This is a genomic window from Enterococcus sp. DIV1224, from assembly GCF_050555455.1.
GTDB lineage: Bacteria > Bacillota > Bacilli > Lactobacillales > Enterococcaceae > Enterococcus_B > Enterococcus_B lactis.
Genome location: NZ_CP187859.1, coordinates 2,264,678 through 2,281,659, shown reverse-complemented (window position 1 = coordinate 2,281,659; position 16,982 = coordinate 2,264,678). Strand labels below are relative to the sequence as shown.

13 protein-coding genes are annotated in these 16,982 nt (G+C 37.8%); 8 read left to right on the top strand and 5 right to left on the bottom strand.

Going from position 1 to position 16,982, the window contains the following annotated elements; genetic code table 11:
* Positions 1–34 precede the first annotated feature (34 nt).
* Both IGK53_RS11250 and IGK53_RS11245 read right to left on the bottom strand, forming a co-directional pair.
* Positions 35–319: a GIY-YIG nuclease family protein gene (locus IGK53_RS11250; protein ID WP_002309959.1), complete on the bottom strand. Its 285-nt coding sequence runs from the start codon at positions 317–319 to the stop codon at positions 35–37.
* Positions 309–1,043 (bottom strand): tRNA1(Val) (adenine(37)-N6)-methyltransferase, encoded by a 735-nt coding sequence (locus IGK53_RS11245; RefSeq protein ID WP_002328908.1) that lies wholly within the window; start codon positions 1,041–1,043, stop codon positions 309–311. The genes IGK53_RS11250 and IGK53_RS11245 overlap by 11 nt, the downstream gene beginning before the upstream one ends.
* Positions 1,044–1,171: 128 nt before the next feature.
* Between IGK53_RS11245 and IGK53_RS11240 the strand changes: the two genes are divergently transcribed.
* From IGK53_RS11240 to IGK53_RS11225, 4 genes are all read left to right on the top strand, one after another.
* Complete coding sequence (locus IGK53_RS11240; protein WP_002309961.1) at positions 1,172–1,795, top strand: lysophospholipid acyltransferase family protein; 624 nt, start codon at positions 1,172–1,174, stop codon at positions 1,793–1,795.
* A 187-nt stretch (positions 1,796–1,982) separates the two neighbouring features.
* Complete coding sequence (locus IGK53_RS11235) at positions 1,983–3,104, top strand: exonuclease SbcCD subunit D (protein ID WP_002328909.1); 1,122 nt, start codon at positions 1,983–1,985, stop codon at positions 3,102–3,104.
* Positions 3,105–3,110: 6 nt separating this feature from the next.
* Positions 3,111–6,239 (top strand): SbcC/MukB-like Walker B domain-containing protein, encoded by a 3,129-nt coding sequence (locus IGK53_RS11230; RefSeq protein ID WP_002328910.1) that lies wholly within the window; start codon positions 3,111–3,113, stop codon positions 6,237–6,239.
* Positions 6,240–6,257: 18 nt separating this feature from the next.
* Positions 6,258–9,452 (top strand): DEAD/DEAH box helicase, encoded by a 3,195-nt coding sequence (locus IGK53_RS11225; protein WP_002328911.1) that lies wholly within the window; start codon positions 6,258–6,260, stop codon positions 9,450–9,452.
* 145 nt (positions 9,453–9,597) lie between these two features.
* On the opposite strand, the gene IGK53_RS11220 is transcribed toward IGK53_RS11225, so the two are convergent.
* Positions 9,598–10,305 (bottom strand): HAD family hydrolase, encoded by a 708-nt coding sequence (locus IGK53_RS11220; protein WP_002309968.1) that lies wholly within the window; start codon positions 10,303–10,305, stop codon positions 9,598–9,600.
* Positions 10,306–11,069: 764 nt separating this feature from the next.
* On the opposite strand from IGK53_RS11220, the gene spxA reads away from it, so the two are divergent.
* From spxA to pepF, 4 genes are all read left to right on the top strand, one after another.
* Positions 11,070–11,468 (top strand): transcriptional regulator SpxA, encoded by a 399-nt coding sequence (gene spxA / locus IGK53_RS11215; RefSeq protein ID WP_002296384.1) that lies wholly within the window; start codon positions 11,070–11,072, stop codon positions 11,466–11,468.
* A gap of 330 nt (positions 11,469–11,798) precedes the next feature.
* The gene (locus tag IGK53_RS11210; RefSeq protein ID WP_002328912.1) at positions 11,799–12,452 is read left to right on the top strand and encodes an adaptor protein MecA; all 654 of its coding nucleotides are present in this window, start codon (positions 11,799–11,801) and stop codon (positions 12,450–12,452) included.
* A gap of 97 nt (positions 12,453–12,549) precedes the next feature.
* The gene (locus IGK53_RS11205) at positions 12,550–13,548 is read left to right on the top strand and encodes a competence protein CoiA (RefSeq protein ID WP_002328913.1); all 999 of its coding nucleotides are present in this window, start codon (positions 12,550–12,552) and stop codon (positions 13,546–13,548) included.
* Between the two features lie 178 nt (positions 13,549–13,726).
* Positions 13,727–15,535: an oligoendopeptidase F gene (gene pepF, locus IGK53_RS11200; protein ID WP_002315655.1), complete on the top strand. Its 1,809-nt coding sequence runs from the start codon at positions 13,727–13,729 to the stop codon at positions 15,533–15,535.
* Positions 15,536–15,606: 71 nt separating this feature from the next.
* On the opposite strand, the gene IGK53_RS11195 is transcribed toward pepF, so the two are convergent.
* Both IGK53_RS11195 and IGK53_RS11190 read right to left on the bottom strand, forming a co-directional pair.
* Positions 15,607–16,284, bottom strand: a complete 678-nt coding sequence (locus IGK53_RS11195; RefSeq protein WP_002328914.1) for a ClpXP adapter SpxH family protein — start codon at positions 16,282–16,284, stop codon at positions 15,607–15,609.
* A 117-nt stretch (positions 16,285–16,401) separates the two neighbouring features.
* Entirely contained in the window at positions 16,402–16,977 is a 576-nt protein-coding gene (locus tag IGK53_RS11190) for a CYTH domain-containing protein (RefSeq protein ID WP_002315657.1), read from the bottom strand.
* Positions 16,978–16,982: the final 5 nt, after the last annotated feature.

Below are 16,982 nucleotides of genomic sequence, written 5' to 3'. Positions count from 1 at the left end.
TTTGCCTGAAGTTTTTTTATCGTGTTTTTAACAGTCATCTATTTTCAGGAAGCAAAACGGTTGAGTGTGTCTTCAAATAATGTTCTTTTTGTTTTCGGGTGAGTTTTTTGAATGCAGCTTCTGCTTTTGTTGCTTCGCTTCTTGAAGAAAATACTTCTGCATGGATCATCTTAACAGGTCTTCTTTTTTGAAGACGTGTATATTTAGCGCCAGTACCATTGTTATGTTCCCCTAGTCTCCTAGAAAGGTCTGTTGTGTACCCACCGTAAAATGTCTGATCTTTACAGAATAATACGTAAAAATAATGTTTATTTGCCATAGAGCATCTCACGAATCTCTGCTGTGTATTCCCCGTCTGCATCGTAAGTGATCAATGGCGGAGCGACTTTGAATCCATCTAATTTACCATCTTTGATTCCTTCAACTAACAAAATATTTGCCTCTTTTCCAGCTTTTGGGTAAACAAATTGGATCCGTTTAGGTGCAATCCGATGATTTTGCATAATTTGGATGATCTCTAAGAATCGTTCAGGTCGATGGACCATAGCGAAACGCCCATTTGTTTTTAGTAACTTACTTGAATTGTCGATCACTTCTTCTAATGTTGTATGGATTTCATGACGGGCGATTGCTAGGTGTTTATTAGGGTTCGTTTTATTTGTTGGCAGCCCTTTGAAATAAGGTGGATTGCAGACGACTAAGTCACAAGAATTATGCCGAACGACGGATAAGCTGTCTTTCAGATCGATGGTGTGGACTGTCATCTGTTCATCTAGATGGTTCAGCGCGATGCTGCGTCTTGCCATGTCTGCTAGGCGAGGCTGAAGTTCGATAGCATCAATAGCTGCTTGAGTTCGTTTGCTTAAAAACAGGCCAACTGCACCATTACCTGCGCAAAGGTCAACAATCTGTCCTTTTTTAGGCACACGAGAGAAATGAGCAAGTAGCACAGCATCTAAAGAAAAAGAAAATACTTGGGAACTTTGGATAATTTTGATATCTTCTGCGTATAATTGGTCGATTCGTTCGTCTTCGTGAAGCATGGATTCCCTCCAAAATGAAAAAAATAGTCGTTTGTATTATACTATTTTTATTAAAAAGAACCAAGGTGGCTTGTCAAACCTCTGTTTTTTATGCATACTATGACCATAAGAAGGGAAAGGAAGAGACTATGTTTTATCGATTTATGCGAGGGGTAGTTCGAGTACTATTAGCTTTAGTCAATGGAAATGCCCGTTATGAGAATAAAGAAGTATTACCGCAAGATGAGAATTACATACTAGTTGCCCCCCATCGTACTTGGTGGGACCCATTATATCTAGCGGTAGCTGCAGCACCGAAGGAATTCAGCTTTATGGCAAAAGAAGAACTGTTCAAAAATCCGGTTCTGCGATTTATATTAACTCGATCCAATGCTTTTCCAGTTAAAAGAGAGAATCCAGGACCAAGTGTCATTAAAACACCTGTAAAGATTTTAAAATCGACAAATTTGAGTTTAATCATGTTCCCCAGTGGGACAAGGCATGCTACAGAACTTAAAGGCGGGATGGCGTTGATTTCCAGAATGTCTAAAGCGAAAATCGTGCCAGCCGTATACCAAGGTCCGCTGACACTTGGGGATTTGTTCAAGCGTAAGAGAGTGACAGTGCGTTTCGGTGAACCAATCGACCTATCAGATATCAAGAAAACGGATAAAGAAGGAATGGCGGAGATCGAACGACGAACACAAGCGGCTTTTGATAAATTGGACAAAGAAGTGAACCCAGATTTCAAATATGAAATCAAAAAAAAATAAAGTGATAAGTTTAGGAGTGGGCGGTCTTTTTGAATCTCCTGTTCTGTTCAGACTTTTCGATGAAAAACGAGGGAGAGACGTCAAGTCTGCCCTCTTTTTGCTTTCCAACGTGCAAAATAGAAGACGGGTGTCATGTAATAGATCAAAGTGTTATAATGATTAGAAGGACATTTTTTGGGGTGATTGGATGCGTTTTTTACATACAGCCGATTGGCATATCGGAAAAAAACTACAAGGTTATGACTTGATTGAAGACCAACGTCATGTATTATCTTCTATACTGAATATCGCGAAAGAAGAAAAAGTAGAGGCAATCGTGATTGCAGGAGACTTATATGATAGGAGTGTGCCGGCTGTCGATGCCGTAGCATTATACAATGAATTGATAGTTGATTGGAATTTAAAGGAAAGAATCCCAATTTTTGCTATATCAGGAAATCACGATAGCAGTACGCGACTTTCAGCTGGTACGCCATGGTTCAGTTATTCGAACTATTTTTTGCGAACGCAGCTAGCAGAAGCTTTCGAACCAGTCGAGTTTAACAACATACAATTTTTCTTTCTTCCTTACTTTGAACCAATTGCAGCCAGATTATATTTTGAAGATGACAGTATCCGCACGATCCAGCAAGCGGTAGCAAAAGTGATAGATAAAATGGAAGAGCTGTTCGATTCAGGGAAAAAACACGTACTGATTAGCCATTTTTTTGTAATGGGAAGTGTAAAATCTGATTCGGAAACGAAAATCGAAGTAGGGGGTCTGGATTCGATCCCAGGCGAACTGCTTGCACCATTTGATTATGTAGCACTAGGACATTTGCATAATCAAGCTGCTTTAAGGCAAGATAATGCTCGCTACAGTGGCTCGCCGTTGAAATTTTCTCTATCTGAGATCAACCAGAAAAAAGGCGTATGGATCGTTGATCTGGCAACAGACCTAGAGTTGAATTTTAGGGAGATCGAACCACTGCATGATATTGAAGAAATAACAGCAAGTTTTAAAGAATTGTTGGATCCTGCCTTCTATCAGTCCATCAATCGGGAAAATTATATCCATATCTATCTCACGGACAGAACGATTATCCCGAATATGATGAACCAGCTTCGGCAAATATATCCTCGTATTTTGGGGATTGAACGGGCAAACGGCCGAGCAGAACAAACAAAGCGCAAACGAAAAGTACTAGAAATGAAAGATCCTCAAAAATTAGCAGAAGCATTTTTTAGTGAAATGACGGAAGAACAGCTAACGGCAAACCAAGAAAAATGGCTCGGAGAAACGTTGCAAGAAATCATGGAAATGGAATGATCAAGAATGAAACCGAAAAAATTAAAACTTAAAAATTTTGGTCCTTTTATCAATGAGACCGTTGATTTTTCACGATTGACAGAAGCACCGCTTTTTTTGATCAGCGGGAAGACTGGAGCAGGAAAAACGACGATTTTTGATGGGATCACTTTCGCACTTTTTGGTGAAACTTCCGGAAGACTTCGTTCTGGAAAAGAGATGCGTTCCTTGTTTGCTACACCAGAAGAAGAAACAAGCGTGACTTTTTCTTTTGAACATCAGCAGATGAACTATGAAATCGAACGAAAACCAGAACAAGTTTTAGCGAAACGAAAAGGAAACGGAACAAAAAAACAGGCAGCTAAAGTAACGTTGACCATTTTTGATGGGAAAGGAAAAGAAATAAAACAAATCACAAAACGTACAGAAGCAGACCAGTTGATCAGAGAACTGATGAATCTCGATGCGAAACAGTTTTCCCAAATCGTTTTACTGCCCCAAGGAGAATTCCGTAATTTTTTGGTTTCATCAAGCAGTGAGAAAGAGACTGTTTTACGTCATTTGTTCGGTACTCAGCTTTTCCAACAGTTTAATGAGCGATTAAAGGAAAAAGCAAAGCAACAGCAACAAAAACTAGATCATTTAGAGCAAGAACTTCATCTTCTGCAAAAAAGATTTGTTTTAGTCAAAGAAGAAGAAGCAGCAGCAGGGTTTGAAGCCGTTCTTTCCCAATGGACAAACCATCAGGCCATACTAGAAAAACAAATCACTGAAGAAAAAGAAGTTTTAGCAGACTATCAGGAGAAACAGAAACAATTAGAAAATTCCTACTATCGTTTTGAAACCTTGAAAAAAAGCTATGAAGAAAAAGCGACATTACTAAATAAGCAAAAGAAATTAGCCGCTCAAAAAGACGAAATAGAGGAAAAGAAACGATGGATTGGGTATTATGAATTTACACAACGTTTAATTGAACCACTCCAGCACCTGAAAGAAATAAAAGCTGAAAAAATAGAACTGTCACAAAAAAGCAGTGAACAAATAAAGAAACTAGCGATGACTACGCAGCATTATGAAGAGTGGCAAAAAAATGAAACAGACCGCATACATCGGCAAACAAAAATCAAAGAAGCTGCTCAACAATTGCAAAACAAACAGATGATGGTACCGATTGTCGAAGCCTTGCGTAGTAAAAAACAAGAAGCAGGACAATTAAAACATTCATTAGATAAAGAAGAAACGAACGCCGAAAAGCTACATCAAAAACAGGCTATTTATCAGGAAAGAACTCGAATTCTTCAAGAAATCTTATTGGATCAGGAAAAACTGCAGGAAGATCGTCTTGCTTTTGGACAGTTAAAACATCTAGATGAAAAACAGCAGGAAATAGAACAACAAAAAACAAAAAGCATCGAATCACTCAAACAGATAAGAGAAGAGCTCAAAAAAGCAGCCGAAGAAACAACAAAAAATAATCAGCGATTGAAACAACAGATAGAACAAGCAGAACAGCTGAAAAGCCAATGGGCAAAGCAGCAAATTGCTCGTCTTCAGCTTTTTTTGCGTCCGGGGGAACCATGTCTGGTTTGTGGGTCGACAGAACATCCCGTACAACAATCAAAACATGAACAGCCAAATAAAGAAGATATCTTGAAAGTAGAGCAACAACTGGCAGAAGCTGAGTCAGCTGTAGAAAGAACCCAGCAAATCATTGCCAAAAATGAAGCATATGAAAATAATCTTCAACAGCAATTATCTGATTTAGAACAAAAAATCATGGAAACGAATATACAACTAGCTGGACAAGAAAAACACTTACGACAGGCTTTGCAACAGGCATTTCCTGCGATAACAGAACAAAAAACAACAATTGCTCTTACAGTAATCGAACAATCTTTAGATAAACGAAAAAGCAAGATAGCCAATGCAAGAGCAGAGCTGGAAGAAATAAGCCAACAAGTAGAAAAGCTTGAGCAGCAATTAGCTGACTACAAGCAGCAACAGACAGCAAAAAATAATCAGCTTCAACAACTGCAAGGCGAAATCAAAAGTTTAGAAAAACAATTACAAGATACGGATAGCAACTGTTTAGAAGAAGAGATACGACAACTTGAAAAACAGTTAGAAGAAGACTCAAACCAACTCGCTGCTGAGCAGAAAGCAGGAATGCAATTGTTGCAAGATCTGCATATGCTTCGGACACAACTTGATCTTCAACAGGAACAAATAGAAAAAATAGATGAAAAAATAGAAAAAGAACAGCAAAGAATAGCTGAAAAGCTGGAAAGCCAATCGTATTTTTCAACAACTGAGGAAGTCTGTGCATTCGCACAACAGCAAGCACAATACGAAGAGAACCAGCGCATAATCACTACTTATCATGAAGCACAATTAGTGACAGCTGACCGACTACGTCAATTAGAAAATATCCAGCTGACGGAGATAGTTCCAGATACAAAAGAGATCAGCCAGCAATTGGAAGAGATAAGAGAGATGATCGAAACAAAGCAAGAAAAGATATACAGTTTACAAGAACAAAAAATCAATAACCAGAAAATCTACGATGAATGTCTTTCGATTTATCACACAAGCCAGACGCAATTAGATGAACTTACGCAATTACAGCAGCTTTCGCAAACATTCAACGGAGAAAATCCTAAGAAGACTAGTTTAGAACGGTATGTGCTTCAAGTTTATCTACAAGAAGTGTTACAAGTAGCAAATGATCATCTCCAACGTTTAACGAAAAATCGTTATCAGTTTGAACTAGCGGATACGATCGGCAGTTATCGAGGGAAAACCGGATTAGAAATCAATATCTATGATGATCAGGCAGGCATGTCTCGAAGCGCGCATACGCTGTCTGGCGGTGAAAGTTTTATTGCAGCACTTTCTTTAGCATTAGCCCTTGCGGATGTGATTCAGACACAAGCTGGTGGGGTAGCAATCGATGCATTGTTTATTGATGAAGGTTTTGGGTCATTAGATGAAGAAGCTTTGGAAATGGCGATGGAAGCTTTAGAAACGATTGAAAGTGAAGGAAGAATGATCGGGATCATTAGCCATGTAAGAGAATTGAAAGAACGAGTATTACAGCAAATAAGAATTGATACAGAAGGTAGCGGACAAAGCAAAATACGCTATCAACTTGGATAAAAAGGGAGATTGGTAACTATGAAATGGAGTATTCCGGAAAAAGTCATTGCACGTGGGCGTCAATACTTGCAAGAAGGCCGAGTGTTATCGGTTGTCCCTGACCAAGAAGAAAACGTGTGGCATGCAGAAGTCTTGGGCAGTGAATTGTATATGGTTGATTTGGATGGGACAGCAAAAGAGATAGATTACTGCCAATGTCCATATTGGGAGGAACATAAATATTGTAAGCATACAGTTGCTGTGGAACTTTACTTACGGTCGAAAAATCTATCTCGTATCATGAAAAAAGACCAGCCGATGTTAGAACCGGTAAAAACAACAAGTGAAGGAGAAATCATTGCAAAAGGTTTTTCTCGTCTAAAAATACAAAAAAATCCTCAAGCGGTGCAACCCTTGATTATTGAATACCAAGTAGAAACGATTGAGACAAATCAGTATCATCCAGAGCTTTCTATTTTGGCGCTTTACTTACGTATCGGTTCTTTGGCATCGCCGAAAAAAACATATATCGTAAAAAACATCTATGATTTTTTACAGGCTTACACAGAAAAAGAAACCTACACAGTCAATAAGCAGTATCAGTTTCGTCTAGATAAACGGGCTTTTCAAAAAGAAGATCAAAAAATACTCGCTCATCTTGCAGGAAGTGCCCAAACGCATCAATTATTAGGCACGAATGGCTTGCAAGTCAAAGGGAAACTAGACAAAAGATACCTGCTTCTCCCAGTAGAACAAGCCCGCTTCCTGCTAGAACAGATGAATCAGACGACACGTTTGCATCTGCAGATAAATGAACAAAACGATCAAGGAATCCAATTTTCCGATCAAAACAAGCCTTTATCATTCAAAGTGGAAAAACAGGGAGAAGACTATTTATTGCAAGCATTGAATGATTTTGATTTTTTCTTTATGCATTATCAGTGGGGGCTTATCCAGGGAGTATTCTATTCTCTAACGAAGCATCAACAAACAGTTTATCAAACTTGGAAACAATTGATTCGCCGATTGGAGAAACCAGAAGTAGTATTCAAGAAAAAAGAACTACCGGCCTTGTTTAAAGAAATCATTCCTCTTCTTTCGGAGATCGGAGACGTAGTGGTTGCCTCTGAAGTAGAAAAGGAAGTAGCAGATATTCCAGTCGAATTTATTTTCTTTTTTCGAAAAGCCAAAGGAAAAATCCAAGCTCGAGTCGATTTCGTCTATGGCGAAGTCATCTATTCGACCGATCCAAAACATGAGGTCTCGGCCAATCAGGACTTTCAGGTGCTGCGTGACAGAGCTGAAGAAAAACGAGTCCTTGATTTATTCAGGATGTATCGCTACCAGAAAAATGAAACTGGCTATGAGCGTCCATTGCCAAGCGGGGAGGAACTATATGCCTTTTTCCGTACAGAACTATCTGTCTTCCGTCAGTTTGGTGAAGTCAGACTTGGCAGAAAGTTGCGGGAGTTGTATTTAGATGCGCATAAACATCAACCGCAAATCGAAGTAACCGAGACTGGTTCATGGCTTGATATTCGGTTCGACGTATCGGGGATAGAAGAGCAAGAGATTGATCATGTACTGCAAAGCTTGTTGCGAAATGATGCTTTTTATACATTGGAAAATGGACAGGTTCTTTCTTTTGATTCAGAGGAATTCCAACAAACAAGCCAAGTATTGCAACAATTACGGGAGTCAATACGTTCAGAAGAAGGGACGATCCATGTACCTAAGAATCAAGGACTGATCATTCAAAATCAATTGGAAAAAAGCAATGCTACTTTTAGCGAATCGTTTCAAACGATGGTCCAAGATCTCATTCATCCAGAAGGGTATCAGGCGCAACTTCCCAAAGGATTGAATGCAAAGATGAGAGAGTATCAGAAGCAAGGGTTCCGATGGTTGAAGATGTTAGGCCATTATCAGTTTGGCGGTATCTTAGCCGATGAAATGGGACTTGGGAAAACACTGCAGACGATTGCCTTTTTACTTTCGGAAAAAGAAGAACGGGAAAGCTTTTCTGCTTTGATCGTAGCGCCGGCCAGCTTAATCTACAACTGGCAGGCAGAGGTAAAAAAATTCGCTCCTTCTTTGAATATCCAAGTAATCAATGGGAATAAAAAAGAACGGGAAGAATTGCTGGCTAAAGACACAGATATTCGAGTGACCTCTTATGCCAGTTTGAGACAGGATTTAGCTGATTACCAGTCACAAAAAATTGATTATTTGATCCTTGATGAGGCGCAAATGGTCAAAAATAGTAGTACGAAAACTGCTCAAGCATTGAGAGAATTAGCTGTGCCTCAGCGATTTGCATTAAGTGGGACACCAATCGAAAATAATTTAGAAGAATTGTGGTCATTGTTTGCAACAATCATGCCAGGATTTTTCCCAACCAAAACAAAATTCAGAGAACTTGCCGCAGAAGAAATTGCGCAAATGATCCGACCGTTCATTTTACGGCGAGATAAACAAACTGTGTTGAAAGACTTACCAGAAAAAACAGAAATGAATCTATATTCTGCACTGACAGAAGAACAAAAGACCGTTTATTTAGCTTACTTGCGTCAAATGCGTGAAGAAATCTCGTCAATGGATTCTGAAGCATTCAAGAAAAACCGGATCGGGATACTAGCAGGTCTGACAAGGTTGCGTCAAATTTGTTGCGATCCTCGTCTGTTTATTGAAGATTACCAAGGCGGTTCTGGCAAACTCGAACAAGTAAAAGATCTATTAGTCGCTGCCAAAGAGAACAAACGCAGAGTTCTGCTGTTTTCTCAATTTACAGGTATGCTTACTATCTTACAAGAAGAGTTAGCCGAGCTGGGAATCTCAACATTTTATTTAAGAGGCAGTACAAAACCGCAAGATCGATTAAGTATGGTAGATGCATTTAATGCAGGCGAAAAAGATGTTTTCCTGATTTCTTTAAAGGCTGGGGGAACGGGACTGAATTTGACAGGAGCAGATACGGTCATCTTGTATGACCTTTGGTGGAACCCTGCAATTGAAGAACAAGCTGCTGGTCGTGCGCATCGAATCGGACAGAAAAATGTGGTAGAAGTGTGGCGTATGATTTCTGAAGGAACGATTGAAGAACGAATGGATTCGCTCCAACAAGAAAAACGCGAACTGTTCCAAAAAGTGATCCAAGGAAATGAAGAACAGCTGACAAAACTGACTGAAGAAGATATCCGCATGATCTTAAGTGTAGGAGAGATTGAGAAGTAAGAGATTCGAAACAATCGTTCAGTAATGGATAAGAAGATCTTTCGAAAAAAGCAGGTGTTTAGTTGATTTAAGAAATAGCAAGGAAGTTGGGTTTCTGTTTTATCCCGATTTCCTTGCTATTATTTTTTGTTTTTATTTATAGGCGTTAAGCAAAGATTGTCTTCATTGTTTCTAACAGCTGATCAAAAGAAGAAATTTCGATATCGCAAATAGGGGTCTGGTCGATTTTGCGTTCTCGATGGTTGAACCAAAGTGCTTGCCAGTCGGCACTTTTTGCACCTAAAACATCATTGTCATAATTGTCGCCAACATATAGAGTCTCTCCTGGAAGCATATGAAATTCTTTCTCAGCAAGCTGAAAAATCTCTTTTTCTGGCTTTTGGAAACCTGTTGCTTGAGAAACCAGCATGTTGTGGGAAGGAATCCAATTGTTCAATTGAAGTTGTTTTAATTTTTTTGTCTGATGGTCAGTCGGTCCATTTGTGATAATTCCTAATGGGACATTTTTTTCCTTCAAGAAGTCAAGTGTTTTTTTGACCTCCTCATGCAAACAGATATTATCAAGTTCTTCCTCGTAAATTTTTTGAAATAGGAGACCTTCTTCTTCTGTGATGTGAGGGTAGTCTAAATCTTTTAGTGATTGGCTGATTCGATGTGCTCGCATATATTCTAGCGTCCACTCTCCTGCCATTACTTTTGGAAAGTTTTCATCACTATGATGACGGAATCGGATATATAGTGGATGCATATCTTCATCTGAAACAAGCGGCACGACTCTTTTTACCGCATTTCGAAATGGCTGCTGCTGATCATACATTGTATCATCAACATCAAACACAACTGATTTAATCAAAATTTTACACGCCTTTCGGTTTTCATTGATTTTTTCACAAATCCTTGACTATTGTAACAGAAAAAATCATCTAAAAAAGCTGATAAATAAAGGTTTTTCTTACTATATTTCTGTTTCCTTGACAGAATAAGGTTTTTATATTTCAGTTTTTTTCACTAAAAATCATGAAACACGTCAATAGGTTTGATGAACAAATTAATCATTATTGTGTAACTCGGTTGGTTTATTTTAATGCAATCTCTGAGGAATTTTCGAAAGGTTTATTTTTTTAATACAGTCTCAGTATAACTATTCAAACATAAAATAACGTTATTTAGTTTATTTGTTTATAGTAAATTTTATCTAGTAATCATTGCTTTAAAATATTGCGCTTATATAACAGAGAAAATAAGCGTTATAATAAAGAACAATATTATCTAAAATGACAAGAAACATTACTATCAAAGAAATAAAAAACATAAAAAATCTTAAGAAATCGGTTTCATCTGTGTTTTTAGATAAAATAATAGTACAGTTTTGTTTGCTGTTTCATTGTCTTCTAAAATTTGAATTAGATTTGAAAACACTAATTTTTAAATGATGAAAAAAGCAAGAACGCTGGTTTTACTGTATATTAACCTTAGATAACTTTCATTTTTTTAAAAAAATTATGAAAAAAAGGTAGCTATTTAAAAGTTGATTATGTATAATAGAAACAGATGGGAGATTATTATGATCTTCTGTTACAAAAAAGTGATTCTTATCACGAAAAGGAGTGGTGCACGTTGTTAACATTATATACTTCTCCAAGTTGTACTTCCTGCAGAAAGGCTCGTGCGTGGTTGCAAGAACATCAGATTCCATTTGTTGAACGTAATATTTTTTCAGAACCATTGAACAGTTCTGAATTAAAAGCGATTTTACAAATGACAGAAGACGGAACAGAAGAAATCATCTCGACACGTTCCAAAGTATTCCAAAAACTGAACATGGATTTAGATGATCTGCCGTTACAAGAACTATTGGAACTTGTGCAAAACAATCCTGGATTGCTTCGCCGTCCAATCATGATTGATGATAAACGTCTACAAGTTGGTTTTAATGAAGACGAGATTCGTCGATTCCTGCCGCGCGATGTACGACAATTAGAATTGCGTCAAGCACAATTGATGGCTGGATTATAGAAGATAAAATGAAACTTGGAAAAACTATTACGAGGATAGTTTTTCCAAGTTTTTTTGTTTTTATAAATAGCGTTCTTTATTGTGGGCACAAAAAAGGGTGTGAGAGTGATCATGGTATGAAAAACAGAAGTGATTGATTAGCTAAAAAGTCGGCTATATAGTATTCATCTCCCAAAAATGTTATAGTTAAATAAGATAGCTTGAACTATTGGAAAAATCTGCTGGTTTTATTAAATTCACTTAACAGCGGGATTTTTTTTCTTTACATTTAAGCTGATTTCGCTACAATGAATCTATATTGAACATTGCGGCAAAGTGAGGTGTAGCAAAATGGAAATGGAACATATCAATGAAAATACGATCCGTGTACTGATAGGTCATGAAGATTTAGAAGAACGGGGCGTTTCATTTTTGGATTTACTTGGCAATCACAAAGAAATCGAAAATTTCTTTTATAGTATTCTGGAAGAAGTTGATATCGAAGAGGAGTTCCGAGGAAGCGAAGCTGTCACTTTCCAAGTTTTGCCAAAAGGAGACGGATTAGAACTGTTTATCAGTAAAAACCTGCCAGATGAAGAAGTTTCTCAATCAGAAGATTCTGCTGTGGATTCAGAAGACGTGAGCGAATTTCTCCGTCAGCAAATTATTGGTAGCGATCCGGAAGAAGAATTATCTGGAAGCGTCCTAGAAGAACAGGAAAGACAAGCAATTTTTGCTTTTGAAGATTTTGAGCAAGTGATCCAGCTGGCAACAGATGTTGAACTAGAGTCTGCTTGGACTGATTTGTACTTATTCGAAGAGCGTTATTACCTAGTCGTTCATTTCTGGATGGAGAATCTCAACCAAGCGGATGTAGAGAATCAGATTGCTCGAATTTTGGAGTTTGCAGAAAAGAGCGATCGTACACCAGAAACATTGAATGAATATGGAAAGTGTCTGATGGCGCGTAATGCTATCGAGCGTACGAAATTTTATTTTGTATAAATCATCATTATAGTAAGAGCCATATCGATCATATATCGATATGGCTCTTTTTCGTGTAAATAAATTGTTAGACGTAAATAAGTTCAGAGGGAGAAAAATGCTGCTTGCGATGAATGAATATCATGAATGCTGTTCTGCTAAATATGCAGAAAAAGAGAAAACGTATTATTGTCGTAGTTGTCGGAAAAGAGTGGTTTTGAAAAGGGGAAAGAAAAAATGTGCTCATTTTGCCCATCGAAAAACCGACAACTGTTCGGTTTTTAGTGAGGGGGAATCAGAAGAACACTTGCAGTTAAAGGAATATTTCATGGATTGGCTGGGACAGTCAGCAGAACCTGCATTTTTGGAAGCCTATTTGCCAAGATTGAGGCAGAGACCAGATATTTTATTGGCTAATCTAGCATTAGAAATCCAATGTTCTAGATTGTCTCATCAGAGATTTGTTGAAAGAACCAAAAGTTATTTGAACAACGGTTATCAAGTATGGTGGATACTTGGTCATTCTTTTCTTGGACAGCGGCAATTTTCATTGATAGAAAAAAGTTGCTGCTATTATAATAGAAAAAGGGGGGTACATTGCTGGAAAGCTGACCTTAAGAACCAAAAACTTTATTTATATCATCATATTACAGAGACTGTATCAGGTCACATTTCTTTTTTCAGTAGCTGCTGGACTTTTTCTGGTAATGATCTTAAAAAAATATTTACTAATAATGAGATCAAAATAAATCAGATGAAGAAAACAGAAAGGTTAAGCGAGGATGGGAAGAAGTGGCTGGCGCGCCAGCTGATTTACAAACAAAAAAATACAGTATCCATACAAGAACAGTGCTACTTGCGTCACAAGCACCTTTTGTATCTATCACCGTGGATCTATCAAAACAGTCGGTTTTTCTTTTATTTACGAGAACAGGTTTTTCTTTATCGAATGTTGTACGAAGAATCCTTAAAACAACAGAAAGTACCTGATTTCAGCTCATGGTTTTGCCAAGTAAAAGAATATAAAATGCAGTGGCTTTTCCCTATGATTGAGGAAGAGAGGGTCTATCGGCAATTTTTTGATGAATGCACACATTTATCCTCTTGGAAAATATAGTAAGTATAAAAATAGAACAGGAATCGGTTTTCTATGTAAAACAAGTTTCAGTTGTGCTAAAATTGATAGAAGCAGACACATAGATTAGTAGAAAAATCAGATGCTGTAACATGTGGATGTTAGACGAGGATCTATTTTGATAGACCGAGACAAAAGGATATAAAAAGGAGTGGATTTCATGGAAGTAAAGCAGTTGCCAAAACGCGAAGAATTGCCTGAAAATTTAACTTGGGACTTGACCAAGATCTTTTCAAGCGACCAAGAATTTGATGAGAAATATCTAGAATTATCAGAAAAGTTAAAAAAATCTGAAAAATACAAAGGAACACTTGATCAAGGGGCTTCTCAATTTCTTGATGCGATTGAATTTGTGTTGAGTGTTTATCGCCAAACTGAAATCATTTATGTCTATGCGCACCTTAAAAACGATCAAGATACTGGGAATACAGAATATCAAGCGCTTTATGCAAGAGCAAGTAGTTTGTTTTCAAAGGTTAGTGAAGCTGTTTCCTGGTTTGAACCAGAAATATTGCAGTTATCAGATGAACGGATTTGGCAATATTTCAAAGAAGAACCGAAGTTAGAAGTCTATCGTCACTATATCCAGCAAATAGTAGATAATCGTGCCCATGTTTTATCTGCCGATCAGGAATCGCTTCTTGCAGGAGCAGGTGAAATCTTTGAGGCTTCAAGTGATACATTTGCTGTTTTGAATAATGCAGATTTAGTTTTCCCAACGATCGAAGGAGAGAATGGTGAAAAAGTCCAATTATCTCATGGCGTGTACGGTCAGTTGCTAGAAAGCACGGATCGAAGTGTTCGCGAAGCCGCATTTAAAGGGTTGTACAGTGTTTATGAACAATTTAGAAATACGTTTGCTTCTACTTTAAGTACGCATATAAAAGGACATAATTTTAAAGCAAAAGTTCGTAATTACAGCTCTGCCAGAGAAGCATCTTTGAGCAATAATCATATTCCTGAAAGTGTATACGACACTTTGGTAGCCGTGGTAAACAAGCATTTGCCTTTGCTGCATCGATATATGGAATTACGGAAACGTTTATTAGAAGTGGAAAAACTGCACATGTACGATCTTTATACACCGGTCTTAGGAGAAGCTCCAATCACCTTTACGTATGAAGAAGCAAAAGAGAAAGCTTTGGAAGCACTGAAGCCAATGGGTGAAGAGTACATGACTATTGTAGAAAAAGCATTCTCTGAACGTTGGATCGATGTTGTCGAAAATAAAGGAAAACGAAGTGGTGCCTATTCTTCGGGAAGCTATGACACAAATCCATATATTTTATTGAATTGGCATGATACATTGGATCAGCTGTTTACGCTTGTCCACGAAATGGGACATAGTGTCCACAGTTATTTCACACGGTCGAACCAGCCTTATGTATACGGTGACTACTCCATCTTTTTAGCAGAAATTGCTTCGACAACGAACGAAAATATCCTAACAGAATATTTATTGGAAACAGAAAAAGACCCTCGTGTCCGGGCTTATGTGCTCAACCATTACTTGGATGGATTTAAAGGAACAGTTTTCCGCCAGACACAATTTGCTGAATTCGAGCACTTCATGCATACGGAAGATGAAAAAGGTGTGCCATTGACTAGTGAATATCTAAGTGATAGTTATGGTAAATTGAATGCAAAATATTATGGTCCGGCAGTCGAAGAAGATCCAGAAATCAAATTTGAATGGTCACGGATCCCGCATTTTTACTATAATTACTATGTCTTCCAATACTCGACTGGTTTTTCTGCTGCTTCAGCGTTGGCGAAAAGAATACTCAGTCAGGAACCAGATGCGCTAGAGAACTATTTGGCTTATCTAAAAGCTGGTAACAGTGATTATCCTGTTGAAGTGATGAAAAAAGCAGGAGTAGATATGACACAGGCTGCGTATATCGAAGATGCAATGTCGATGTTTGAACAACGACTAAACGAATTAGAAGAATTGATTGATCGTTTATAAGATTTTTGATTTTTTCGAATAGAAACGAAAAAAATACGTCGGCTCTCTTGTAAGGGAGTCGACGCATTTTTTTAATTAGAAAGCAAGTGTAAATGGCTAGTTCGTGAATGGAACTGAGAATCATTTGTATGTAAATGTTCACCATTAAAAACTTGATACGAGTTATCTGTTGTTTTACACAGCTCTTTGATTCTCCAAAGGCTGCTGGTGCCTTCTACTTCTACTAAAACACCAAAATCACGATCGCAAGCGTAATTGTAAACGACTGCGGAAGGATGTTTCGTGATGCCCATTTCCCGAGCAATTTTTTGATCGGAAAAGAATACTTCTTTAACAAAGTCAGATTGCCGATCTTCTTTAAACATATTCAAATCGCCGCCAATCTCTTCAAATATCGATTCAGCAAGTGCACGAGAATATGGTATGTTATTGCAGCCGACTGCTTCTTGCAGTTTGATCAAAAAACGGCGGCCTTTTTTCTTTCCTTGGAATTGAGCCGCTTTGCAGTCTAATGCGGCAGAATAAGTCGTTGAGAATAAGTGGTTACGTTTCTCAAGATTGTTTTGAGAAATTCCTTTTTGTTGCATGACATCCCCAATTGTCTGCAAATTGACCAAAGGAAGAAAGCGAATTTGCATCTTTTCTTTTGATGGTGTTCCGTACTCTTCTTCAATAAATTGTAATAACTGTTGCTCCATTTCGAAACAATATTCCCCTAAAGGATTAACAAATAAATAGATTTCGATCATATGAATCTCCCCCAAAATAGATTCTATACAACTAGTGACTAGATTCTTTCACATCCTATAACTTAACAGAAAAAAGTAAAAAAATGAACTCAAGTGCCTTGTGAAAATGAAAGGTTTCTAATTTTTAGCCTCAAGCATACGTTGGATCTTGTTCTTAGCAGGACGATAAGGCAAAGAAAAACGTTTTAAAAAATTTATAAAAGCAATTTTTCCTGCAGATGCATCCCCTACCTCTAGTTCTAGTTCAAAATCATGAAGATTGTCTCCCCAGCTTTCATCGATAGCTAAAAGTCCTTCTTCAATAGGGAACTCAGCCCGTTTTGTTGTAAGCTTTCCTGTTTGGATCAATGAAGCAGGATCGATATTCAAATCAGAAAGTTTTTGAAAAACTGCGCCCGAGCGAGGCAAACGTTTTTGAAAGATGAATGCTTCTGCTTCTTCTGTTACAAAGGTATCCGTCGTTTCGAGACGTCCTTCCTCAGCAGGTGTTTTTAATGTATATTCAGCTTGATGACCAACGAAACGGATTCGTAGGCCACAATTTTGTTTCTTCAGCTGTTCATCAACGGTATCGAAGTAAATATTAGTCTGTACACGGAAATCTTTATCTGTTAATTGATAGTGAGCGATGAATATCTCGTACTCTTGCTTTGTCAGCATAGATTTATATTCGATTTCAAGCATTTGCGTCATTTGAT